This window comes from Paenibacillus sp. FSL R10-2748, assembly GCF_038005565.1.
GTDB classification, from domain to species: domain Bacteria; phylum Bacillota; class Bacilli; order Paenibacillales; family Paenibacillaceae; genus Paenibacillus; species Paenibacillus polymyxa_B.
Window position 1 is genome coordinate 319,904 of record NZ_JBBOTK010000005.1, and the last position, 25,611, is coordinate 345,514.

Sequence of the window (25,611 nt, forward strand, 5' to 3'; positions counted from 1 at the left end):
CTACTATATGAACAAAACAAGCCCCTCCAACTTCCTATTCGGAAGTGAAGGGCTGTCAGCTTGCAGATACAGTATGTGAAATATTGCTAAATCATCAGGACGTGTATGAGGTCACGGACGGTCAATAAATTCATATAGAAAGGATTGACCCTCCCGATAGAATTCTAATTGTAGCATGGGACTATTGTATGTGGAGAGCGTGATATAATAGGGCACAAATCGTTTTATAGATGATGACTCAAGCAGAGGAGTGAAGGCTGGTGTATGAACAAATTGTAGCGTATGGTCTGAGCCAAAAAGAGGCTGTTAAGGATTATCCATTCGGTGCTGAAACGCTAGTACTGAAAGTTGGAGGCAAGATGTTTGCTCTATTATCTGAAAAGGACGGCATTAGCCATCTATCCTTGAAATGTGATCCGATCATTGCGGTAAATCTGCGTGAACAAAACAAGGCAATTAAGCCAGGCTATCATTTAAATAAAAAGCATTGGAATACGATTGAGGTTGATGCTACCTTCCCACTGGAGGATTTGTACAGCATGATCGACCATTCGTATGAGCTAGTCTTCAAGAGCTTAACCAAAGCGCAACGCGAAGCGATTACGATGAGAATACGGGCAACGGATTTGTAAAGGGCTGGTGAAGCCCTTAGGTTGTATCCAAAAATACTTACTAACATTATTATAGTTTTACTTGACAGAAAACACGAATAGATATATTCTTAATTTAAAGATAATTTATTTGAAAATAATATCAAGGAGTGGAACTTAACATGAGCGAACTGGTGAATATTATTCAAGAGAGAAGATCAGCTTCTAAATTTATTCCTGATGTTACTATAGATGCAAAAGAACTAGAAGAAATATTTCAGTTGGTGAAGTTTGCTCCATCGGCTTTTAATTTACAGCATACGCGCTATATCGTAGTGCAGGATGCTGATACCAAACAAAGACTGCATGATGAGGCAAGTAAGCAGTATAAAATATTAACGGCTTCGGCGACCATTGTAGTGCTGGGGGATACAGAAGCTTATACCAAGGTAGCTGACCTCAACGAAGGATTCCTGAATTTAGGTGTCCTAAGCAAGCAGGAATATGATAGTACGGTGGAATCGGTAACTCAGTTTTATCGCGAGCGGGGACCTGTCTTCCAGAGAGAAGAAGCGATCCGTAATGCCAGTCTGTCGGCTATGCAATTGATGTTGATTGCCAAGGACAAAGGCTGGGATACTTGCCCGATGATCGGTTTTGATCCGGCGAAGGTGCAGGAAGTACTGAATATTCCAGAGCAATTTGTACCCGTGATGATGATTACCTTGGGTAAAGAGGACGAATCGGGTCAGCGGGCACGGGGATACCGCAAGCCGGTTGGACAATTTGTCAGCTACAATGGATTTTGAAATTTGTAAATCATTTGTGTAAATAAATCATCATGTTAATGAAGGAGTGATAAAGATGTCATTGAAAACCGCTGGAATTCACCATATCACGTCCTTTGCAGGAGACCCGCAGGGCAACGTTGATTTTTACGCAGGCGTACTTGGTCTGCGATTGATTAAAAAGACGATCAACTTTGATGCTCCAGAAGTATACCATTTGTACTTTGGTAATGAAGAGGGCAGCCCGGGAACGATCATTACCTTTTTTCCAGCTCCGGGTACACGCAAGGGTAAGATTGGAGGTGGACAGGTCGGGATTACGACGTATGTCGTGCCGTCCGGTGCTTTGGAATACTGGGAAAACCGTCTGCACAGCTTGAAGGTGTCTTTCACGAAGGCCACTCGTTTTGGCGAGTCATTCATCCAGTTCCGAGACAACGAGGGCTTGCATCTGGAGCTGGTGGAGCGGGAAGATGGCCCGGTGAACACGTGGACAGCTGGCGGCGTGCCTACGGATAAAGCTATCAAGGGCTTTGGCGGGGCGGTACTGTACAGTGCGGATTCCAAGCATACGCAAGAGGTGTTGGAGAACGTCCTGGGGATGACTCCCATCGGAGAAGACGCAAATGCAGGCTACATCCGCTATCAGGCGACAGGTGATTTGGGCAACCTGATCGACATTCCGGTCAAAGATGTCCCGTGGGGGAATGGCGGCGCCGGTACGGTTCACCATATTGCCTGGCGCGCGCAGGACGATACGGAGCATCAGGCGTGGAACGAATGGGTTCATCAGCATGGTTTTGGGACCAGTGGTATTGTAGATCGCCAATACTTTAATGCCGTATACTTCCGCGAGCGGGGCGGTATTTTATTCGAGATCGCAACCGATCCACCCGGATTTACCGTGGATGAGGAATTGAATGAGTTAGGGCACAAGCTGATGCTGCCTGAATGGTATGAGCCTCAGCGCACCCAGATTGAGTCTAACCTGGTTCCTATTGAACCTAGAGTATTAAAACAGGATTAATCTGCTCGATCCAAACAATCATATTTAGAAGCAAAAAGGTCCAATGCGGGAAGATTTCTACCGTGATTGGACCTTTTTTGCGTGTGGAATTGTCATACTAACGTATAAATAAGCGTGGAAGAGTTGGCTAGATCATGAGCAGTTCACGAATCTCCAGCTCGGTCAGTGCCGAAAGGGTTTCTTGCCCCGGTTGAATGACCTGGTCGATCATGTTTTTCTTTTTTTGTTGCAGCTCATACATTTTATCCTCTACCGTGCCTTGGGCGACGAGACGAATAACCTGTACGACTTTTTTCTGACCCATTCGGTGTGCGCGGTTGGTAGCCTGCTCCTCTACAGCGGGATTCCACCACAGGTCATACAGAATGACTGTATCTGCGCCGGTGAGGTTCAGGCCAGTGCCTCCTGCCTTTAGGGAGATCAGGAACAGCTCGCGTTCTCCTTCATTGAAGCGACTACACAGCTCGACTCGTTCCGGAGCGGGAGTCTGCCCATCCAGGTAAAAGTAGGACACCCCTTCTCGAGCAAGCTCACGTCCGATCATTTGAAGCATCGTAGTGAACTGTGAAAAAATGAGTATCCGTTTCCCGGAGCTGAGACATTCCGTAATGATCTCCAACAGCTGTTCAAATTTGGCGGAGCTTCCCGTATATCCTTCGATGAACAAGCCCGGATGACAGCAGAGCTGACGAAGTCGGGTCAGACCTGCGAGAATTTTGATCCGATTTTTCTGAAATCCTTCCTCGTTGAGATGCTTCAACGTTTCATGCTGGAGCTTGGCCAGATAGGCTGTATACAGCTTTTTTTGATCTGGCAGAAGCCGGGATACCTGCACGGATTCGATTTTCTCCGGCAGCTCCTTGAGGACATCGCTCTTAAGACGGCGCAACAGAAACGGACGAACCCGCTTGGCAATCACATTTCGAGGCAGGTTGTGAAACACTCTTTTCCCACCGGGAAATAGCGCAGGAAATACAACGTCGAATATGGACCATAACTCTTCCAATGTATTTTCTATAGGCGTTCCTGTCAGGGCAAAACGGTAACGGGCTTTTACATCCTTAACAGCTTGTGCCGTCTGGGTGGCATGGTTCTTGAAAGCCTGCGCCTCGTCCAGTATGAGCGTATGAAACGATGGTTTGCTGTACACATCTGCATCGCGCCGTAGCAGCGGGTAGGACGTAATGACGACGTCATAACTGGCGGCATCCCGTATGATCCGGCCGCGTTCTTCCGGGCTGCCATCTGCGATAGTGACGCGGACGTGTGGAGCAAATTTCTCCAGCTCATTCCGCCAGTTGTACACCAGTGATGCAGGGGACACGATCATGGCTGGAAGCTGCTGGCTGCGAATCTCCGGCAATACTGAGACGAGAAAGGCGATACTTTGCAGCGTTTTACCCAGCCCCATATCATCTGCCAAAATGCCCCCAAAACGGTAATGCGCCAATGTCTTAAGCCATTGAAAGCCGTAAACCTGATAATCTCTCAAGATAGGAGCAAGCACGTCTGGAACTGGAAAGTCGAGATGGTCTGGGTTACGTATATTTTCCAGCAGCTGGCGAAAGGTTTTACCCAAAGTCAGGTTTTTCCCATGATCGTGAGGATCAATTAAATACAGTCCTTGTGTGACGGGAACACGAATTTGCGCTGCATCCAGATCACTTTTACGGATACCTGTTTCATTCATGAACCGAATCAATTCCTTGTACTCCTCTGTTTCCAGCGGCAGCAAGGCACCATTAGGCAGACGGTGATATCTCTGTTTTTCCTCTAACGATTTGAGCAGTTTGCGAATTTCCGGTTCCGGAATGCCCTCCATATCAAATTTAAATTCAAGCCAATCCGTACGTTCATCCCATTCCGCCCGTATCCTTGGGGTAGGCAGAGTATTGTTTATTTTCGCTTTGACTGCACCTGTAGCATAGACGTCCAGCAGCTTTTCCAGTTGAGGAACAGTATGGTACAAAAAATCATACTCTGCATCTTCATCTTCCATAAAATATCCGCTGTCTGTTCTGGCAAAGGAGCTATGCTCCATCAGTTCCAAAATACGCTGCTCCTGTTCCCCATCACGTATCAGAATTCGGTCGTTACCAGGCGTTCGTGCATCTGTTTCCAGCGGGTTGATGATGATATCCCCATATTGGAACTCCAGCCCTGCCAGTAGCTTGTCTCTTACCCGGTCCAGATATAGCTTTGCCTTCAATGGCTGCTGTGTGACCCGATCTGAGACGGACCGAGTCATATGAACACGTCCGAGCTTCATTAACCCGGGTACAACCTTGTCCATAAAAGATTCCATCTGCTCTGGCGCAATCAGAACTTTTCGCCTGTGGTGTACCTCTACCATCCGTTTTAGCTCGGACAAACGCCGTAAGGGATCGGCCTTCTGTTTGACAAGCTTGCCATCGGCAATGACGACACCATAGTCCTCCATGATGGTCAAGTCATCCAATCCTTGTATGCTTAGCTGGTAGCCTTCGGTTATGGCCCCGGCCTCATCAAATTCAAATTGCAGTGGAAGCATCAGGTCGGACTGGGGAATACCCTCACTCATGTTTCCGTGAATTTCAAAGTAGACGCCCTGTGCTGTTGTCAGCAAGGGGAGCAGCTTTTCCCAAGCCGCAGGCGGAATGAGGAGCATTCGCTCGCCGCTCATATGGCTACTGGAAGATGAATACGTGCCTGAGGTTTCCCGAATCATACGCTCATGGTGGCACACCTGGGATAATTGCTGGAGAATAGCGTCATGTTCAGGTCGGAAGCGGTACAACTCAGGCTCGTACGAGAAGCTTTTCGTGAACATGTAGCTATCCCCACGGTCAATACTATCCAGAAACGGACGAATTTTCTGGACGATATATAATCGTTTGGGGCCAGCCTTCATTTCTACACCAAACATATATTTTTGGTAACCGTAGGCAAAAGGCCGGATGACGAATTGAAAATCCAAGACCGCACGAGTATCCAGCAGGGTAGGCGTGCTGCGAAGCGGTCGCTTGCGGTCAAATAGTTTTAACATACTGTCGGTCAGCTGGAGATCCCCTTGTGTGATGTCAGAGGATCGTGCCGTTTTAGCAGTGTAATCATACGGAGCATCTGTAGATGTGTACATCCCGTCTGAATCCATGCTTCCTGCTGTATCTGGGGTAGTACCGGGATGAAGTCTGGAGGCGTAGGAGCGTACAGACAGACTTTTTCCACGGCGTATATCATGGGCGTTAAGGAGAACAGCAGCGATATGTTTGCAATATCGTCCGGTGTTCTGAAATGTGCTACAGGTGCACTCTGCTCGGATACTTCCATTGGATCGGATCATCGCCGCAACAGCATAAAAGCTGCTTCCTTTGACCGTAGCTTCGTATACCCCTTCATCATGATCTATTTGTGTAAAGGCCACTCTTTTGGCCCGGTAATAGGCATCCCCGTCGTCATAAGCAGCTTGACTGCATAGTTGTCTGATGGCTCGCCGGGTAAGTTCAAAACTCATGATTCGTAATCCTTTCCTGAGTTATTCCGTTTTCTTACATGATAACAGAACAGACAGGAGGATGGACACTTGGGCGCGAAACGTAACTTTACAAAAAAAGGAGAGCAGAAAAAAACAGGCCTTGGTCCGTCATTGAACCAAAGCCTGCCAGGTGGCTACAGCTATATTATATGTCGGGCAGTCCTTCTTCTTGCTCATGGACACCCAGCGCGTTACGTGCCATCTCCATATATTCATCTAGCCCGGATTTGAGGGCGAATTCGGCGATAAGCACAGGGTAAGCCGCGGTCAGTTCAACGATATGTTCGATCATACGCGGCCATACACGTCCGCCTGCTGCCTCGTAAAGCTTCAATAAACGAGTAAGCTCTACTTCTCCGAACAAAGTATAGTAACTCGTAAAATCAATCGCCGGATCAGCTACTTCGGCCTCGGTCCAGTCCAGCATTCCAGTAACCTCTGTATTCGAAGAGACTAAAATATGGCCTGGGTGCAAATCACCGTGTACAAGTACGGAATATTCCGGCCAGTAGCTATCGTCTGCCAGCCAGGTTTGCCATCGTTGCCATAGCTCGCCAGATACACCAAAGACGCTCCTTATTTCCTTCATCCGCTGGTCCATCAATTGCCGAACTTCGTCGTGCTGCTTTACGCGGACACCGAAATTTGCTGCCTGTTGGTGATCCGTCCGGTGCAACGCGGCTAGGGCTTTAGCGAGCGAAGCAACGAATCTTTCCGTCAGAGCCTCAGGATTGATGAACCATACGTAGCTTTTGGTTTCCATATCAATGGTAGCGGCAGGAGTGCCCTCCAGTTGAGGGTAGGCGATGAACTCTGGACGATACACTTGCCAATCCGGTACCGCTACAGGAAGAGTATTCCGAATCAACTGAAGCACTTTGTGCTCGTAAGCGGCTGATTGGACCACATCTGTTCGTCGCGGTGTACGTAGAACCCAAGGGGTACCCTGAATGTCTTTGGCGAATAGTGCCCGGAAATCTAGCCCGGACTCGTTGAGCTCTAATCCTTCATGTAGTATGTGAAGCCCGTTGCTTTTGGCAAGGGCCAATATATCACTAACGTCTTTTGAGTTAGTCAAGGAACGCTTTTCAGTCATATGAAACACACCTCATTGTTCAGATTTAGTTTAAAAAAAAGGTAACTTAAACAAGCCTCAACCTTCCATATAAAAAAACGGGTTGAGCTTCATTGAAAAGCCTATCCTTTTATCTGAGACGCATGTAGTGAGTACACATGAAAGAGCAAACCTCCTTTACAAAATAGGGCATCTAACCCAGCACCAATATAACATCCTACATTGGAGGATGTCTACAATACGAAGAATAATATAAATGGCTACCCCAGTTCGCTTATCTGTGGGTTAGAGAAGTTTTTACAAGCTGCACATAGCAGGATACAATGGAAGTGTTAAAGAAAGGAGGCGGATACTTTTGCAAAATGAAGAGAAAAAGAACGATTCCAAATCCGGCTCATCCAAATGGTACCTTGGTAGTGCAGCAGCATTGCTTCTTCTGAAAGGTAAGTCGTTACTTGCCCTTTTAAAATTCAGTAAATTTGGCGGTGCGCTGATATCTATGGCGATAACGATTGGCACATATGCGATCATTTACCCGTGGGGATTTGCGGTCGGATTCGTGTTGCTGTTGTTTGTGCATGAGCTGGGGCATGTATTGGCCGCCAAGCGCAAGGGGCTTCCCGTATCAGCACCGTTATTTATTCCTTTTCTCGGTGCGCTGATCACAATGAAACGGCAACCTTTGGATGCGCAGACAGAGGCTTATGTAGCCATGGGCGGCCCGTTACTGGGGACGGTTGGGGCTATGGCGGTATACGCAGGAGCCTATGCCACAGACAGTCCCCTGTTGTATGCGCTCTCGTATGTCGGATTTTTCCTGAACCTGATCAACCTGCTGCCGATTCATCCGCTCGACGGAGGACGGATTTCCACGGCAGTGACGCGTTGGCTGTGGCTGGTGGGCCTATTGGGTGGAATTGTAGTCGTAGTATATTTAAAATCCTTTTTATTTTTCTTGATATGGGCGTTCTTTGCCTACGATTTGTACAAAAAATATGTTAAACGCAATAAAGAGGAGGTTAAGGTCCAATCCTTTTTGCAAAAGCCGCTGGTGAACGTACAGCATCTGTATGAGCAAGGATATCCGCTGCCCGGACCGGAGCACACGCGCAGATTATCTTTTAATACCTACTCGGATTTGGAGGGGCAGCAATATGTGACGGTGTATATGGAAAGTCTGGATGTGGAACAGACGCTTCTGCTGCCACAGCAGTGTCTTGTCCAGCATGTATGGCTGAACGGTGTGGAACATATACCGACGCCGGATGCGTACCAGCTCAGATTGCTGTGTGGGATTGATTGCATTCCGTTTGAAAATGATAAATATTACGAAGTACCCGCATCATCGCGCTGGAAATTCGGCATCGGTTACTTGGCTTTGGTCGTATTTCTGATGGGGATGATGTATGTGGTGCACCAGCATATAGGGGATATTAGGCTGTGATTCGAGTAATGAGATCTTAGTCAAGATTTTAGATCATTAAGGCAACGGTAGAGCTTATAGAAAATAGAGTCAAAAGAGCGCGACAACCGCAATATTCGGTGTCACGCTCTTTTTTTTGTATGAATAGCAGGGTGGAGCCCTTGCTATCCGTCCTTATATCTTAAATCCTTTGTGCATCAGTAATCGGCTTTAACGTCTGACGGTATTTAAGTGGGCTGGTGCCTGTCCAGCGCTTGAACTGTCTGCTGAAATGAGCCAGACTGGAGTATCCGAGCAGGGAAGCTACCTTGTTGAGTGGCAGATTGGGCTGCTGGATCAGCACCTTAGCCTCATGCAGCTTGGTCTCCGATAGATAGTGACGTGGAGAATAGCCGTATACCTTGCGGAACACTTCCTGGGCATAGCCAGGACTGATCCCGAGCGAAGCCGCCACATCTTCAAGGCGGAACGCTTGCTCGCCAGATTCATCTTCCCGATAAGGCTTAAACCTTGATTGAATGGCTTCCATGATGGCCTTGGCATATTGAACGGATGAAGGCGCAATTCTGGGCTCCAAACCGGTAGATATCATTTGCGAGAATATCCCGAATAGCTCAAATAAGGCAATTTGCATACGAAAACGGTCTGCTGTCGTATATTCTCCGCTTTCCTGTACCATGCCAATCCAGCTATGGACGACCTTTTGCAGCTTGGTATTCGTTTCAGTACCCGCTGGGAAAAAGAGCTGATTGCTCTTAATCATTTCCTGACGGAACAATGGATCATCGACATTAAAATGAGAGCTAAAATAGTACATGCCGTTTGGGGAAACACACTGACTCACATGCTTGAAACCCGGCGGAATAATTAAAATATCACCTTCCCCAACCGAATATACGTTATTTTCCATAATCGTTTCCTGACGACCTTCTAAAATAAGTGCAATTTCAAAACCGATATGAGATTCCTCAGGCATGCACCAATCCGCTTTGACCCGGTGAATATGGGCTCCAAAAAATTTCACATTCCAGTCAATAATGGGCAGCCATCGGCAATCATGGAATAGAGCTGGATCAACATCAGGATTTAATATCATCAGATCACCTTCGATTAGGGCAAATTTTACACCGCTTAGACAATCTCATTGTATCTAACATTTAACTATAATAAAAGAGCGTTTACAAATGCTATAGTATAAGCTTTTACATAAAAGAAAGCGCTTATATGTAGATTTTTTGAAAGCGATGCCATATTGTAATCAGGAGGAGCTATGGAAACAACATCGAAAGAACGTGTATCGTATTACGTTTACTTTTTGGGGAGCAACGCAATTCTCTGTCTGGTCGCCTCTTTTGCGATGCTATTTTATACGGATTATGTTGGCATATCTGTTTCTATTATCGGTACTTTATTCGTACTAGCCCGTATATGGGATGCACTTAGTGCTCCGATCTTCGGCGTGATCATTGACCGGGCCAATCTAAAGGGCGGCTTGTTCAAACCGTGGACGAATCTGGCTTCCATCATTTTGCCGATACTTACTGTACTTATTTTTCTCGTTCCTAATGATGCGTCGCTTACCGCCAAGGTGATTTATATCGCCGTCACGTATCTGGCATGGGAAATGTGTTATACGATCAGTGATGCGCCTGGCTTTGGGTTGGCTACACTGATGACGAAAAATACGCATGAACGTGATCTGTTAATGTCCAGAGGCCGGACGATGGTCTTCTTGGGTTTTATGGTCATCTCCTCATCTTCGGTAGCTGTGGCCAATCAGATATCATGGCCAATTTTGGCACTGATTGTTGCCATAGCGGGTTTGATACTCATGAACTTTACTCGCTTTAATGTCAAAGAACGGTATTCCAACAAGGCGGAGAAGGTTACGCTCAAGCAAATTATGACGTATCCATTGCAAAACAAGCAGCTTTTATTTTACCTGATGTCGTTTATGATGCTGTCTATGACCAATCTGCAAGGGATTGTCGTCAGTTACTTTGCCTTATACAACTTGAAAAATCCTATTTATATTTCCATTCTCATGTTCATTTCCTTGGGTGTGCAGCTGCTCACCGCGTTGATTTTACCACCAATTATTAAAAGATTCGGCAAGTGGAAAGTGAATGTCGTCAGCTTGATTGGATTGTTTACTACGGGCTTGTCCTTATTTGTAATCGGTTACAGTAATCCCGTTGTCGTATGTGTATTCGCGGTTCTTTTCGGTTTATTCAGCTCTGCACCACAGCTCATGGTACCGATGTTTACGGCCGATTGTGTGGAATATGGCGCATTCAAAAAAGGCGTACGTGCCAGTGGTACCGCTTTTGCTACCCAAACGTTTGCAGGAAAACTGGGGGGAGCGGCAGCCAGTGGAATCGTCGCTTATGCGCTTGCCTTTGCAGGCTATATCCCGAATGTACCGCAGACCGGACAGGTTCTCACATGGATATTCGCGCTCTATGCAGTAGTACCTGGAGTGGGGGCCTTAATTACGGCAGGTCTGTTTGCATGGCTGTACAAGATTAAAGAAAAAGACGTAGAAGGCTGGCTGGCAAGTGCGAAAAAAAATCTACAACAGGCAGATTCTGCGAAGCAGGGTGTTGCCGACAAGACGATATCCGTTCCATCCCTGAAAAAACCGCATAACAGCCACGGTGTTTGAAAATAACCTTATATAGCTCCACATACCCTATTACGAACCTAATTGGAGGACGACTTGATGAAAAAGCTACTGTACGGTGTTGCCTATTATGATGAGTATATGCCTTATGACCGTTTGGACCAGGATATCCAAATGATGAAGGATGCGGGCATCAACGTGGTGCGGATTGCCGAATCCACTTGGAGTACGCATGAACCGCAAAATGGCGTGTTTGATTTTACCTCTGTGGATCGGGTGCTGGACGCCATGCATAAGGCGGGCATCGAAGTCATTGTGGGGACGCCCACCTATGCCGTACCCACATGGCTAGTGAAGGAGCATCCTGATGTATTGGCAACAACGCCTCATGGTCCGGGCAAATATGGAGCTCGCCAGATTATGGATATTACGAACCCGGTGTACCTGTTCCATGCTGAGCGAATCATACGCAAGCTGATCGGACGAGTGAGTCAGCATCCGGCGGTCATTGGCTTTCAGACGGATAACGAGACCAAGCATTACCACACGAGTGGGCCCAATGTGCAATTGCAATTTGTAAAGTATTTGCGGGAGCGGTTCGAATCGCTGGAGGAGCTAAACCGCAAATTTGGTCTGGACTACTGGAGTAATCGCATCAATAGCTGGGAGGACTTTCCTTCGGTGGTCGGAACGATTAATGGAAGTTTGGGCGCAGCCTTTTCCCAATTCCAGCGCAAGCTGGTGACGGATTTCCTGGCATGGCAGGTCGCGCTGGTGAATGAATATAAGCGGGAAGACCAATTTGTTACGCAAAACTTTGATTTTGAATGGAGAGGTCATTCCTTTGGTGTTCAGCCAGACGTGGATCACTTTGCGGCATCGCAAGCCTTTGATGTGACTGGGGTGGATATTTACCATCCATCACAGGATGATCTGACCGGAATTGAAATTTCCTTCGGTGGCGATGTAGCGCGTTCGACGAAAAATAACAACTATCTAGTGCTGGAAACGGAAGCGCAGGCTTTTACCCACTGGGTTCCCTATCCGGGGCAATTGCGTCTGCAAGCGTTCAGCCATCTGGCTTCTGGAGCCAATATGGTGGCATACTGGCACTGGCATTCCATCCATAATTCCTTCGAAACCTACTGGAAGGGTCTGCTCAGCCATGATTTTGAACCGAATCCTGTGTATGAGGAAGCACAGACCATAGGGAAGGATTTTGCAAGATTGTCTCCGCATTTGGTCAACCTGAAAAAGAAAAATAAAACGGCGATTCTGGTCAGCAACGAAGCATTGACGTCGATTGACTGGTTTAAATTTAATATGAGCAGCCCGTTGAATTACAATGACATCGTACGCCGTTTGTATGACGAGTTGTATAAACTGAATATCGGGACGGATATTGTTCATCCAGGTACAGAATCGTTTGACGACTATGATCTCTTGATCGTCCCGGTCCTCTATTCTGCCCCAGACGCACTACTGGAGAAGCTGAACCGATATGTGGAGAAAGGTGGTCATATAGTATACACATTCCGAAGCGGATTTACTGACGAGCATGTGCAGGTGAGAACGTCCCGGCAGCCGGGCGTGATTAGCGAAGCCTGCGGCATTCATTACAGCTTGTTCGTGGAGCCGAAGAAGGTGACGCTCAAAAATAATCCTTTTGAGGTGGCACCAGAGGACAATCAGGTAGATACGTGGATGGAGCTGATTACCCCGACGACCGCCGAAGTGTTGGCCTATTACGATCACCCGCATTGGGGAAAATATGCCGCGATTACGCAAAACCGCTATGGTCAGGGAACAGCGACCTACATCGGCTGTATCGTCAGCCCGGCGGTCATCCGCGAACTATTCAGCTCTGTAGCCAAAAAGGCGGGAGTATGGGGAGTGGATCAGGAAACGTCTTATCCGATCATTGTTAAATCCGGCACAAATGAGCTGGGACGGACAATCCGGTACTATTTTAACTATTCCGAACAAGCAGGCTCGGTGGTATATCCACATGGAGACGGCAAGGAGTTAATCGGGAGGCGTACAGTTATCCAAGGACAAACGCTTCCATTAGAGCCTTGGGGTGTTATAATTATCGAAGAAGCGTAAATGATGAATAATGAGCTGAAACCAACTTACGAATAATATCATATAGGTATTCTCCGGGAGTATCCGGTAAATGAAGCGCCCCTGCGAATTGCGGGGCGTTTTCGCATATGGCTGAGTAGAGGAGTGCATCGCTATGCCAACCCGAGCAGTCCGCTGGTTCCGGGCGCTGACGGCCCCGTATCGACGCAGCATTCAGCTTAAGCTGATCTTGACGATGATTGTTCTATCTGTGCTGCCGGTCATTGCTGTCACGGTGCTGGCTGCGGAAAAAAGTAGAGCTTCCATGGAAACTGAAGTGGCAGAGACGAACATGTCCAATATGAAATGGACGGGGATCTATATCAGCGACCAGCTAGATCGTCTGAATCATCTGATTTACAGCATTCAGATCAGCCCTGATCTGAGCGATTATTTGAATGAGCGCGAGCCTGACAATCTTTCGAGCCAATTTAATGCCCAGCGAAAAATGCTGAATACGATGGCGAATGTGTATTATTCGGCCGGAAGTCATGTGATCGGCATCCAGCTTTATTTGAAGCAATCGCAAACCCTGTTTACCTTCAATAGTATGCAAAATGAAATTACGACAGTGAGCGGTATTCCCCCACAGTATGCCGAGATGTGGCAAGCAAATAAGGATTATTCGATTCGCCCAAGCTCTGCTGACCCGGAACGCTTTACTTTGACGCGCAGTATTCGGCGTTTCGAAGACCAGAAGCAGACGGGGGCTATTTCATTGGATGTATTGTGGTCGCAATTCGATCAGACGCTGGGCCTGCTGGGACGAGGGGATCAGCATCAGGTGCTTATTACAGATGCGGATGGCAGGGTCATGTATCCAGCACAGGCTCGGCAGTCGCCTCCACCTGCAGGTGTGCTGACAGCTCTTCGTGACGTTAAGCCGGGCCCTGGAGTGATTCAAACTGCTGAACATTATGTGTTCTATAATGATCTGGATGTAGTTGGGCTAAAGCTGGTCAAAATCGTACCCACTTCCTCCATTAACCACAGTGCCTTTTCAACCATGCTGTATGGTATTATCGTAGGCGTGATTTCAATTCTGGTTTCCATCTGCATTGCCGTTTTCATCGCATGGCGGACTGCACGTCCGATTGTTCATTTGGCGCGTTCCGTACAGGAGCTGGATATGATCAAAGGACCGATTGGACAGCCAAGTACACGCCCGGATGAGATTGGGCTGCTGGAAAGAAGTCTGCATGGGATGGCAGGCCGAATTCGCGAGCATATTCAGGCGGAATACAGTATAAATTTGCAAAAAAAGACGGCTGAATTGAAAGCGCTCCAAGCGCAGATTCATCCACATTTTCTGCAAAATACGCTGCAAATGATCGGAAGTATGGTATTTTCTCAAAAGCCGGAGGACACCTATGAAGTCATTCGGTCGCTGAGTGAGATGTTCCGTTACGTGGTACGGGAACCTCAGGATTTGGCCTCTTTACGCGCAGAGCTTGACCATGTGGGACACTATATGCGCATCCAGCAACGGCGATTTCCACAAAGATTGGTGTTCCAGGTGGAGACGGAAGAACAGGCGATGGATATTCGACTGCCTAAGCTATCGCTTCAGCCATTGTTGGAAAACGCTTTTCAGCACGGTCTTGATCGAAAGGCGGGGGCATGGCAAATAGGGATTCGGGTGGAGATTATGAAACAAGATGTGTGTATTACGGTTTGCGATAATGGAAACGGCATGGCCCCGGACAAGCTGGAAAAACTACGGGCAAAGCTGGAAAACGCCTCGGAGGAACCGATCTGGGCGCAGGGTAGCCATATCGGATTGAGCAATGTGTCTTCACGCATACGGATGAATTTTGGAGTGCCCTACGGAGTGACGATAGATAGTGAGCAGGGAGTCGGTACACGTGTCACCATCCGCATTCCATTCACCTCAGCAGAGGAGGGAAAAGTATGATCAGAGTATTAATTGTGGACGATGAGCCGTGGAACCGTGATATTCTGAAGACATTTGGCACATGGGAAAAACTTGGAATGTTGGTAGTGGGTGAGGCTGAAGACGGGGACGAGGCGTTCAGGCTGGTCGGAGAGTTAGCTCCCCATATTGTGATTACTGATATGCGCATGCCGGGTGCGGACGGAGTGGAGCTGCTGCAAGCACTAAATAACCATTGTCCTGATGTGAAAATCATTGTCGTAAGTGGATATGATGACTTTGCGTATGCCAAACATGCCATCCGTTATAAGGCCGTCGATTATTTGTTAAAGCCAGTCAATCCTGCAGAGCTGAATGCAGTGCTACTCAAATGCAAAAACGATCTGGAGGTCAAGGTGGCCGAGCAGCAACAAGAAGCAACAGAGCTGGATTATGAGTTTTTTCACAAGTTGACCCGGTATAAGCAACTGCTGCGTCTTTATTTTAATGAGTTGAACCGTGACGGGGTGAACCTAACCTGCAGGCAGGTTATGCAGGAGCTGGAGAGTTATGGAGCACCAAGTCCACATATGCTAGGCAGGCTGGTGCAGGAGCTTCTTTCCCTGCTGAAAGAGCTCGCAGCGGATAACGGGCTGGATAATTCTACGACAAAGGCAGGATCTCCACTGCCGCAGGATGCCGTGTCCTCTGTAGAACATGCGCTGGAATTCGTATCGTCGTGCTATGTTCAGGAACTGGATCAGCTCATTCGGCAGCGGAAATACAAAAACAAGCTGAATTTAGAAGAGGTACGGCGATATATCGACAGTCACTTTGCTGGGCCGATTACACTGGAGCAGTTGGCGAAAAACTTTTTTGTGAGCAAAGAGTATATGAGCAAGGTATTTAAGCAGGAGTATGGTCAAAATGTAACGGACTACATCGTAGAGCGAAGAATGGAAAAGGCGCGGGAATGGCTGGCCAATAAACAGATTTCAATTAAAGCAGTTGCGGAGATGGCAGGATATGAGGATGTGTCTTATTTCTATCGGGTATTTAAAAAGCATTTTGGCATGGCACCCGGTGAAATGAGGAAGGAAGTTTAAAAAAGTCCAATTCAATAAGCTAAGGGTGTCCAATGGCAGAAGTGACCTCCCATCCTATAATGAAAGCGTATACAAAACAAGCAGTACAAAGGAAACTGGCCTTTACGAAGTTCGCACAGAGCTGAATAGAGGTTGAAGACCGGCGGCATAGCTGCTTTGAATAACAGCTGATTTGCCGATGGGTAACAGTTATTTTCAAAATAGGGGAGGTCATTTTTCATGAAAGTGTGGAAAGGTGTATTGAGCACGATGCTGGTTGGCACGTTATTGGCCGGGTGTGGAGCGAATTCTTCAGGCAGTGACAGCAGCGGTTCCGGTGGAGACGGCAAAACGGTGAATCTCAAAATGTTTATTGCTCAGCCCCGTTTGAAGGAGCACTACGATAAATACATTAATGCGTTCGTAGCGAAAGAGAAGAAAGATAAAAATATCGACGTTACGGTCCAACTGGAGATGCCGCCTGCTGACAACGCCGCACAAATTTTGAAGACAAGACTCGCATCCAACGATGCGCCGGACGTATTTGCATTGCACGCGGTGAATGAAATTCCTCCGTTTTATAAAGCGGGCTATTTGGAGGATTTGTCCGGTCAGCCTTTTGTTAACAAATTGATGGATAGTGTGAAGCCTTCGGTGACAACCAAAGACGGAAAGGTCGTAGCGGTTCCCTTGGAAACGATCTCATGGGGCTACTTGTACAATAAAAAGATATTTAAGGATTTGGATTTGCAGCCGCCGGGAACGTTGACCGAAATGAAGGCTGTGGTCGAGAAGCTGAAAGCGAATAATGTGAAACCGTTCCTGTTGTCCTACAAGGAATCCTGGATTCCACAGCTGTTTGTGCCACTTACGGCAGGTGCAATGATGAACACACAGAATAAGGATTTTATCGACCGGATGAATCAGGATAAAGGCTCTTTTTCCGAAATGAAGAGCATGTTCGATATTATTGATCTGGTGAATAGCAACGGTACTGACAAGGCGCTGGAAATCGGCGGGGATGATGGATCGGCTGCGTTTGCCTCGGGTAAAGCGGCGATGTGGATTCAAGGGCCGTGGTTTGCGGAAACGATTTTAAAATCGGATCCGAAGATGGATTTTGGGGTAGCACCGCTGCCGATCAATGACGATTCCAATGCGACATTGATTAATTTGTCCACTTCGACTTCGCTGGCTGTATCCTCTACAAGCAAGAATAAGGAGGTTGCGCTCGACTTTGTTAACTATGTGCTGGATGACAAGGATTCTAGCGCGTTCTATGAAGCATTGAAATTTAACCCGATCTCCAAAGTGCATACGTTTAAAAGCTATCCTTGGGTTAATGACGCTACCGAATACGTGAAAGCAGGCAAGTCGTACCAAGATCCATCTATCCCGCAAGCGGTTAAGGACGAGGCAGGCAAATCGCTACAATCCTATTATGCTGGTCAGCTCTCGCAGGATGACGTAATTAAGGCGCTGGATAAGGCATGGAAATCGTATAACAAAGTGAACAAGTAACGGTAACCTACAGAATTACACCGGGAGGGAGAGACTCCATGCCTTTTAAAATCTATAAAAAATACGTCATGTTACTGGCGTTTACAGCCCCGGCGCTGATCTTTTATGCTATCTTCCTGCTCATTCCAACGATCAGCGGCATGTACTACAGCTTTACAGACTGGAACGGATTGAATCCTAATTACAGCTTTATCGGCTTGGGGAACTTTGTGGAATCGTTGAAGGAAGACCCCGATTTTCTCAATTCCCTTTGGTTTACCCTTAAATACGTATTGGTCATGATTGTGCTGCAAAATGTACTGGCACTGGCACTGGCAGTGTTGATTGAGTCGCGTACACGTACCAAAGGATTTTTCCGGACGATATTTTTTATGCCCAATATGATCAGTACCATTATTAGCGCATTTATGTGGACCTTCGTTTTTTCTTCCGTGCTGCCACAGATCGCCGAAAAGACGGCTATCGCCTTTTTGGGCCAATCGTGGCTGGGCGATCCGAAAGTATCTTTCTTCTCAATTATTATCGTGTCGCTCTGGAATGGTGTAGGTTATATGATGATCATCTATCTGGCTGCGCTTCAAGGTGTACCACAAAGCTTGAAGGAGGCTGCTATTATTGACGGGGCGAACGCATTTCAGACATTGCGAAGCGTAACGATGCCAATGATTACTCATGCGATTACGATCTGTTTCTTCCTGACGCTGAATGGTGCCTTCAAGGTGTATGAGGTCGTATACGGACTGACTGGCGGGGGGCCGGGGCGCAGTACACAGGTGATTACGATGAACATTTATGAGGAGGCGTTCTCCAACAACTTCCGTTATGGTTATGCGAGCGCCAAATCCGTTATTTTGTTCGCAATCGTTCTCATTTTCACCCTGATTCAGCTGCGTGTCATGAAGAAGAGGGAGGTGGAGGCATGAGGCTGAAGAAAGCTAATTCCTTGCTGATTACGCTGATTCTGTGCGTGGGCGCTGTCGTGTCCTTCTTCCCAATCTACATGGCGGTAATTAACTCGTTTAAAACACAGGGTGAGATGTTTGCATCCTTTACGGCGCTGCCGACAAAGCTTCACTTTGAAAATTACAGTCAGGCTTTTCATCAGACTCATTTGCTGAACAGCGCCCTTAATTCCACGATTATTTCTTTTATCGGCATTGGTGGCATTGTGATCTGTTCGGCACTGGCAGGCTACAAGCTGTCTCGTACACAGGGGAAACTGAGCAGTGCGATTTTCTTCCTGTTTGTCGCATCGATGCTGGTACCGTTTCACTCTATTATGATACCGCTTACGCGAATGGCAAAAGATTTGTCCGTTCAGGGCAGTACGTACGGCTTGGCCCTGATCTATATCGGCTTGGGTGTGAATATGGCGATCTTTTTGTATCATGGATTCGTCAAATCCATTCCGCGTGAGCTGGAAGAATCCGCACAAATGGACGGCTGTAATGAGTTTCAAACATTCTTTCGCATTATATTTCCATTGCTGCTACCAATCACAGTTACCATTGCGATTTTGGATTTTCTGTGGATTTGGAATGACTTTTTGCTTCCATTGTTAATGCTGACGGATGTGAACCATTACACCCTGATTCTCTCGACCAATATGCTGTTTGGAGAGTACAACAAGGATTGGTCGCTTATTCTGGCCGCACTTGTGCTGACCTCCATCCCGGTTATCCTGATCTACGCCTTCTTTCAGAAATTCATCATGGAGGGCATTGCGGAGGGAGCGGTTAAGGGATAAGGTGGAAAGCCTTCCTATCAACAAGGAAGGCTTTTTCTCTGATTCAGCTTTTTTCGCGCCAACGTTTCAATAAAAAGATAGGAAGGGTTACAAACAAAATTGCAAAGGCTACAATGATCCACCACTGGTCAATGATATACAACACGACTCCGATCAGCAGAACTGTTGTTATTATGGAAATTCTCACTTTCAACATTATTCTCTTACTCACCCTAGCTTCTAATTTTGGCAGCGTTATGAGGGTGATTGCAGTTAACGCAGCAAAAAATATGGAGGTAAATGAATTATAGATAATATCAGCTCCCTTGATTATTATGCATACCTCATATTCCACTGGGCTTAAAATGTTGAGAGTTTACTTGTAATAAGATATGCTTCTCATTTGAAGTTAGCCACAATTCCTTTACTTTTGAGTATATTGCAAACGCAACTCTTTATGGAAAGGAACGTTTATGTGAATTGTAAATGAACATCAAACAAAATCGATATAACTTGTTTAATCTATTTAGAGGGCACATGGAGATTGTTTGCCGCCCATAAAGTTAACAAGTAAAAGAAGAACAGGATGCCTATTATAACTCCAATTACGATAAAAAATTTCTTTTTCATCACTCTCTCCTCTTCATTACAATGAATAGGTCTTCCATTTGCAACAAGGGCTTTAATTTACGAATACCGTGACATAGTTTGTCTCATATACTATCTTTTCCTTTATCCAACTATAAAGGATGTGACCAATAACAAGCGCAGAACCAAGTACAAGGACTGTAGTGTGCCAAGTCCACTCTTGTATTCCACTAAGAAAGACAGGAGCGATACCTATGAGAACTCCGATCACTAAACCAACAATTATCACTACATCAGGTGTTTTGCTACCTTCACCTTTATTTTTTTGGAAAAATTAAATAAAGCGCCTTGGATTTAACTCCAAGACGCTCCCCTGCTTGTAATAACGGTTAGTTAATGTCTGATGGGTACTGACCAGTAGTAGCCCAAGCCTCGCCATCAACTTTGTTTCCGTCGGCTCTGAATTGAATTACGTATTTCCCTGAAGGCATCCCATTAGGGAATGAATTAAGACTATTCCACGTTAATGAGCCTCCTTTGCCAACAGTTTTATAGACATATTCTTTCCCGTTACCCTGCAAGCTCCAAGAGATAGTTGATGTTCCTTGATTCCGAACTTTAATCTTTACATGTCCATAACCTTTATCAACAGTTAAGTCCATCGTCGGACTTGTCCCACCAAGAACCTCATGTACCTCTTGACCAGTTTGTTGGATAACTATACCTCCATGATCCTTCGATACTTTAATCCCCGTAACTGGTGCGGCAGTAGCAGCCAGCGGAGCTACTGCCGTAAGAGCCAATACACCTGTAAGAATGATTACTGTGTTTTTAAACTTCATCAAAAATCGCCCTCTCGATTGGTATAATTTGTACTACTGACCAAGTATATCATTAAAAAAAGGAATATAGTGTATATTTTTGTTAACAAAATGGTAAAAAGAATTAATATTCGAAAATATATATTTTATTCGAATATTGCATGACATATATTTCAAAGCTTATTGACAACTGTTAAATTATGGACAAAAATAGAATGCAATAATAAAAAGTTTTGGAATTTCTGTGTGGAAGGTGGATATGACATGAAGCATACACCTACGATTAGAGCAGAATTAGATAGTTACCTACAACAAAAGGGTTTGAGCTTAGCGCAATTCGGACAACTTGCAGGCATGAATAGGGGAATAGTAAGTGCTATTGTGACAGGGAATAAGTCAATGTCTGTTAACCAGCTTGACCTAATCACTGAGGCTATGGATTTACCAGAAGGGTATTTTTACGATCTGTTTATAGAAAACTACATCATCGACACCCCCCCGAATATGAGGCGAATCGAGCCATTTCTATTTCGTTGTGCGGAGTTGGACAAGTTGGATGCGATTAGTCGAGTGGTGGGAGCCATCATGGACAATCTACTGTATTCGCCCAAGCTATTTGAAATTGCAGAAGAATTGTTGAAGCAGGGAAGACATGCGGCTGCACTACTGCTCTATGAGGGTGTGGCTGAAGCGGAGAAGTATCAACATTCTGAACGATTGGCAGTCTGCCAATATCGTATATTCACGATTCAAGTTGGAAACGATCAAAGCCGGAATCTCAAGGCAGCAACGCTATTTGAATCCTTCGTGGAACGTCTGGATGAAATAGAACAGCTTGACGCGCTGAAGGATTTAGCAAACGTGTACAGGTCTTTGCGTAAATGGGACAAGGTTGAGGAAGTAGCTAGAACAATGAGAGCTAAAGCTGAAATCCAATATACTTTGGAACATCAACAGCAGAGTCGAATGCGTGATGAGTCTTCCAAGAAACTAAGTCGTCCACTGTTTGTGTACATCGCTTATGCTGATTTGTTGTGTTCAGGTTCTTGCGAAGCTAAAGGCGATTACCACCAAGCCCTACAGTATACATACGCCTACACTAATTTAGATTGGGTTTTGGAGAAGGACGAGGACACCCAATACTGGATGGGCTTGTTCCAAAACTGGGCAGAAGGTAACACGTACGTATATAAGCTTTTATCTGGAGATGTAAGCGTGCTAAACGATTATGTTCAATATATTATTGCATCAAGTGATAAAGTCGATAAGGAAATGATCGTAAAGCTTTTGAACGTAATGTTTGCAGCTAACCGATTTCAGTTAGACGTGAATGATATACTTAAACGGTTTGAAATGATTATTGATTCTTTTGTACAACAGCCATCATCGGATATGTATACCTATCAGGTAGTACCAGAGCAAACAACACGTTTTAAATATGAACTTGCTAAATACTACTTGAACAGAGGCAATTACTCTTATGGCTTCAGATACCTGCTAGACGTTTTATCTAAATCATTAGCCAATAACAAAGAATCCTTCTTCATTAGATGCATAAGATTATTTGAGCAGTTTAAACAATTTGCTGACGTTAGAACTTTTATAAAGTATGAAAGTTTAGTTAGTGTAGGGCAAAGAGAAAGATTATTTTACTATTAATATTTATGCCCTCTATTTTAGAATGAATGGTTAGACAATGTTAAAAAAATGGTACTGCTAATGATTGCAGCTAGTTTTTTGTTTATTGTTACTGTACCTGCCCAGACGCATGATATACAGCCTCATGTACAGCATGGAGGTGCTTAAGCGTAAGCAAACAAATCACCGCCATCCAGTGGTTGGCGGTGATTTGTTATTTTGGAGGAATTAACACATCAATCACCGAATACCTATCTTGAGGTGATCAGCATGAACCATACATATTGTATTTACAAATTTATCCAAACCAATCGTATTGATAAAACGAATACGGAAGTACTGTTGTGCAATCCGAAAGCATCGGTGACACCCTACTGGCTAAGCTGGTGGGGTGTTTTTATATTCATTTTTCAATCGATATCAAAATAAACAGTTGAAAAGCCGATATCATAATTACCAACTAATGAATACTTAGGAGGATTATAGATGGTCTTTTGGATTCTTTTACTTATAGTCGTGGGACTTATTCTTTCAGCGTTTATAGGCGGTTCTCGGATTGCGAGCAATAATCGTAAACAACCGAGAATAGAACGTATAGGTGAGGTGGTTGATAAGCGGGTAGATTGGACTGAAGGATCGTCTTCAAAAACATTTTATATAACTTGCGAGTTCGAAAGCAATGAGCGCAAAGAAATTTCAGTTAGTAACGATAAATATGGCCTTTTTGTCGTAGGGGATAAAATCAAAGTAACAAGCCAAGGTACTTGGAACTGGGTAGAACGTGTCATAATATGAGGGGATCAGCTTAATCTATATATTTATTTACATAATCACCCAAACGTTATATACTTCCCATATAAATCCGAAAGCATCGGTAGCACCCTGCTGGCATACGCTGGTGGGGTGTTTTAATAAGTTGGGAATTTAAATATGCTACGTAATATAAAAAGCCTTCCATTAATGGAGGGCTTTTGTTAGACGCTGAGTATGAGAATCATAAATCAATGTGGCTTATTACGCCTTTTCAAAAGTTTTATAACAAGTAGTATGCAGAAAAATACTGCAAAAGCAATCACAATCCACCACTGAGTATCAATTATATACAACACGACTCCGATAAGCAGGACTGTTATTATTGTAATTCTCACTTTCAACATCGTACCTTTGTCCACTCTTGTTTCCAATATTGGCATCTTTATAAGGATGATTGCAGTCAGTGCCGGAAAGAATATGGAGGTAAATGAATTATAGATAATACCAACTCCTTGATCTAATTACTCACCCCGGATTGTTCGGATTTAATGTATAAAACAACAACCTCCGCTAAGACAACTTTCACTTCAAGAAAATGCTGATAATAAAAATAAAAGTGAAATGATGATCAAAAATAGATATATACTGGAAATCCGTTTTCCGATTGTAGCTCCAAACTCCTTAGGATTTTTATATCCAATGATTAAACTGGGAATAAAAAAAATACTGGATAGAAAAATGGTGTAGTGAAACCTAGTATTATCAACACTGTTAGACCAGGCGGGCAATCCTAAAAAGGAAAGCAACTGGTCTCCCAATACGTAATTGCCAAATTCGAAAGAAACAGCCATGCCAAGAAGAGATAACAGCAGTGAAAGTGATCCCCAGCCTATTTTTTTTCTGTTTTTTCTCAACAATTCAAAGATAATCAGTAAAATTACAATTGCTTGTATGCTGTATGTCAACATGATTGAAAACATAAAGTACCTCCTTGAACATCAGAATCAAATGATAAGATGTCAATTTCGGAAATGAGTATACCATTTTTTGGAATGTTTTCATATGCCTTTCAATACAGCGATCGTATGATCAAATGGAACGCGAAGCGGCCTTAGCCATACAATATTTCATCTGAATGTAAAAGGAGATGATTATGTTGGCTACCTTCTCGGCCGCGCTTCAAGTGAAAAAGCGGATGGCCAAGCGAGTCTTAAAAATGTCCGGTGTCCACGGCATTGGCGTAGGGTACAGGGACCCTGCCCATCCCAAAAGAGGAGCCGCTGTCATTGTGTACACAGACCGTCTCGTTTCGGCCTCTACCGGACTCCTGTCGGCCACCGCATTAGGAAAGAAAACGAACGTTCCAGTCCGAATTGTAAAGACTGGAAAGATCAGAGCCAATGCCACGGACTACAAAGTGCGCATACGCCCGGTCATCGCCGGCTACAGTGTCGGGACGATTGAAGGCTCCGGTTCAACCGGACTCATCGTTGCCCCAACTGGAGCGCCGGCGACACGTTATCTTTTTAGCAATAACCATGTCCTCAATCCCTCCAATACAGATAACCGAGAGGCTACAATTCAGCCAGGCGGAGCCGATGGTGGGACGGTTGCCCAGGATCGTATAGGACGGCTCTATCGTTACGTACGCTTGAATACCACCGGAACGAACCTGATTGATGCGGCGCTTTCGCTTCCGACCCGCAACAACCTGCTCAATCCGCGTTATGCTACAGTAGGAGCGATTCCGGGTCATGTGACCGCATATCGCATAGGGGAAAGATTGAAGAAGGTAGGGCGTACGACCGGGCGGGTCAATGGCACGGTAGAGTCCGTCTATACGGACCTGCAAATCAATTATGGTGGAGAGTTGGGCTTACTAACCTTCGAAGATCAGACGGTTATTAGAGGTACGACTCCCGTATCACTACCTGGGGATTCTGGCTCTGTATGGCTCAGACAGTCAGATAATTATGCAGCTGCGGTCAACTATGCAGGCACGGCAGATGGTCGCTTATCCATAGCCTTTCCGGTGCAGTGGGCCATGCAGGTATTCAACACACGGGTAGCCCGCCCCAACGGGGCAGGCAGGGTGCTCAGGGTAGATACAGGATCTTCCCCTCGCTCTTATACTAGGCAGCTCACCAGTGAGGAACTGGTTCGCCTAAGACCAAGGACGACACGCATTAGACGGAGCTAAACGCCCTCCAGATGGAAAAGTTGCCGCTGATCGTCCCGGTAAGGCGGTCGCTTTAAATGCTTTCCATAGGGTGGCTCGCTCGGAAGCATCATCTCCCCGGATTTCTCCCCTGATTACAGACTTAACTTAAGAAATCCGGGGGTAGAGCTAATATAAGCAAGAATCATTCACGATACCAATCATTTACGACGCAAATGATTCACGACACAAATGATTCACAGTACAAATCATTCACAATCTAA

At 45.6% G+C, this 25,611-nt stretch carries 20 protein-coding genes; 14 read left to right on the plus strand and 6 right to left on the minus strand.

Going from position 1 to position 25,611, the window contains the following annotated elements; genetic code table 11:
* Positions 1-260: 260 nt before the first annotated feature.
* From NSS66_RS17530 to NSS66_RS17540, 3 genes are all read left to right on the plus strand, one after another.
* Positions 261-632 carry an MmcQ/YjbR family DNA-binding protein gene (locus NSS66_RS17530; RefSeq protein WP_023986918.1) on the plus strand — a complete coding sequence of 124 codons (372 nt, stop codon included), beginning with the start codon at positions 261-263 and terminating at the stop codon, positions 630-632.
* Between the two features lie 140 nt (positions 633-772).
* On the plus strand, positions 773-1,399 hold the full coding sequence (locus NSS66_RS17535) for a nitroreductase family protein (protein WP_023986919.1): 627 nt from the start codon (positions 773-775) through the stop codon (positions 1,397-1,399).
* A 55-nt stretch (positions 1,400-1,454) separates the two neighbouring features.
* Positions 1,455-2,405 (plus strand): ring-cleaving dioxygenase, encoded by a 951-nt coding sequence (locus NSS66_RS17540; RefSeq protein ID WP_053324602.1) that lies wholly within the window; start codon positions 1,455-1,457, stop codon positions 2,403-2,405.
* Positions 2,406-2,532: 127 nt separating this feature from the next.
* Here NSS66_RS17540 and NSS66_RS17545 read toward each other — a convergent pair whose 3' ends face one another.
* Positions 2,533-5,898 carry a DEAD/DEAH box helicase gene (locus tag NSS66_RS17545; protein ID WP_023986921.1) on the minus strand — a complete coding sequence of 1,122 codons (3,366 nt, stop codon included), beginning with the start codon at positions 5,896-5,898 and terminating at the stop codon, positions 2,533-2,535.
* A gap of 166 nt (positions 5,899-6,064) precedes the next feature.
* On the minus strand, positions 6,065-7,015 hold the full coding sequence (locus NSS66_RS17550) for a macrolide 2'-phosphotransferase (protein ID WP_340959460.1): 951 nt from the start codon (positions 7,013-7,015) through the stop codon (positions 6,065-6,067).
* Positions 7,016-7,349: 334 nt separating this feature from the next.
* Between NSS66_RS17550 and NSS66_RS17555 the strand changes: the two genes are divergently transcribed.
* Positions 7,350-8,438 (plus strand): site-2 protease family protein, encoded by a 1,089-nt coding sequence (locus NSS66_RS17555; protein ID WP_340959461.1) that lies wholly within the window; start codon positions 7,350-7,352, stop codon positions 8,436-8,438.
* 160 nt (positions 8,439-8,598) lie between these two features.
* Here NSS66_RS17555 and NSS66_RS17560 read toward each other — a convergent pair whose 3' ends face one another.
* On the minus strand, positions 8,599-9,513 hold the full coding sequence (locus NSS66_RS17560) for an AraC family transcriptional regulator (protein ID WP_023986924.1): 915 nt from the start codon (positions 9,511-9,513) through the stop codon (positions 8,599-8,601).
* A 174-nt stretch (positions 9,514-9,687) separates the two neighbouring features.
* Here NSS66_RS17560 and NSS66_RS17565 point away from each other — a divergent pair, with 174 nt between their 5' ends.
* The 7 genes from NSS66_RS17565 (at position 9,688) to NSS66_RS17595 (ending at position 19,390) form a co-directional block, all read left to right on the plus strand.
* Entirely contained in the window at positions 9,688-11,082 is a 1,395-nt protein-coding gene (locus NSS66_RS17565; protein ID WP_340959464.1) for an MFS transporter, read from the plus strand.
* Between the two features lie 57 nt (positions 11,083-11,139).
* Entirely contained in the window at positions 11,140-13,146 is a 2,007-nt protein-coding gene (locus NSS66_RS17570) for a beta-galactosidase (RefSeq protein WP_340959467.1), read from the plus strand.
* Between the two features lie 133 nt (positions 13,147-13,279).
* A complete protein-coding gene (locus NSS66_RS17575; protein ID WP_340959468.1) occupies positions 13,280-15,079 on the plus strand; it encodes a sensor histidine kinase in 1,800 nt (599 codons plus the stop codon).
* Entirely contained in the window at positions 15,076-16,143 is a 1,068-nt protein-coding gene (locus tag NSS66_RS17580) for a response regulator transcription factor (RefSeq protein WP_340959469.1), read from the plus strand. The genes NSS66_RS17575 and NSS66_RS17580 overlap by 4 nt, the downstream gene beginning before the upstream one ends.
* Positions 16,144-16,362: 219 nt before the next feature.
* Positions 16,363-17,643, plus strand: coding sequence for an ABC transporter substrate-binding protein (locus NSS66_RS17585; RefSeq protein WP_023986929.1), 1,281 nt, complete (start codon positions 16,363-16,365; stop codon positions 17,641-17,643).
* A gap of 38 nt (positions 17,644-17,681) precedes the next feature.
* Entirely contained in the window at positions 17,682-18,566 is an 885-nt protein-coding gene (locus NSS66_RS17590; protein WP_023986930.1) for a carbohydrate ABC transporter permease, read from the plus strand.
* Positions 18,563-19,390: a carbohydrate ABC transporter permease gene (locus tag NSS66_RS17595; RefSeq protein WP_013308681.1), complete on the plus strand. Its 828-nt coding sequence runs from the start codon at positions 18,563-18,565 to the stop codon at positions 19,388-19,390. The genes NSS66_RS17590 and NSS66_RS17595 overlap by 4 nt, the downstream gene beginning before the upstream one ends.
* A gap of 43 nt (positions 19,391-19,433) precedes the next feature.
* Here the strand turns inward: NSS66_RS17595 and NSS66_RS17600 are convergent, their stop codons facing one another.
* Together NSS66_RS17600 and NSS66_RS17605 are read right to left on the minus strand one after the other, a co-directional pair.
* Positions 19,434-19,586 carry a hypothetical protein gene (locus NSS66_RS17600; RefSeq protein ID WP_340959470.1) on the minus strand — a complete coding sequence of 51 codons (153 nt, stop codon included), beginning with the start codon at positions 19,584-19,586 and terminating at the stop codon, positions 19,434-19,436.
* A 760-nt stretch (positions 19,587-20,346) separates the two neighbouring features.
* Positions 20,347-20,799, minus strand: coding sequence for a hypothetical protein (locus NSS66_RS17605; protein ID WP_028541046.1), 453 nt, complete (start codon positions 20,797-20,799; stop codon positions 20,347-20,349).
* A gap of 243 nt (positions 20,800-21,042) precedes the next feature.
* On the opposite strand from NSS66_RS17605, the gene NSS66_RS17610 reads away from it, so the two are divergent.
* Both NSS66_RS17610 and NSS66_RS17615 read left to right on the plus strand, forming a co-directional pair.
* On the plus strand, positions 21,043-22,437 hold the full coding sequence (locus tag NSS66_RS17610; protein WP_049828369.1) for a helix-turn-helix domain-containing protein: 1,395 nt from the start codon (positions 21,043-21,045) through the stop codon (positions 22,435-22,437).
* Positions 22,438-22,902: 465 nt separating this feature from the next.
* A complete protein-coding gene (locus NSS66_RS17615; protein WP_028541043.1) occupies positions 22,903-23,211 on the plus strand; it encodes a DUF2500 family protein in 309 nt (102 codons plus the stop codon).
* A 545-nt stretch (positions 23,212-23,756) separates the two neighbouring features.
* On the opposite strand, the gene NSS66_RS17620 is transcribed toward NSS66_RS17615, so the two are convergent.
* The gene (locus NSS66_RS17620) at positions 23,757-24,149 is read right to left on the minus strand and encodes a hypothetical protein (RefSeq protein WP_071559328.1); all 393 of its coding nucleotides are present in this window, start codon (positions 24,147-24,149) and stop codon (positions 23,757-23,759) included.
* Positions 24,150-24,322: 173 nt separating this feature from the next.
* Between NSS66_RS17620 and NSS66_RS17625 the strand changes: the two genes are divergently transcribed.
* A complete protein-coding gene (locus tag NSS66_RS17625; RefSeq protein ID WP_076160555.1) occupies positions 24,323-25,369 on the plus strand; it encodes a hypothetical protein in 1,047 nt (348 codons plus the stop codon).
* Positions 25,370-25,611: the final 242 nt, after the last annotated feature.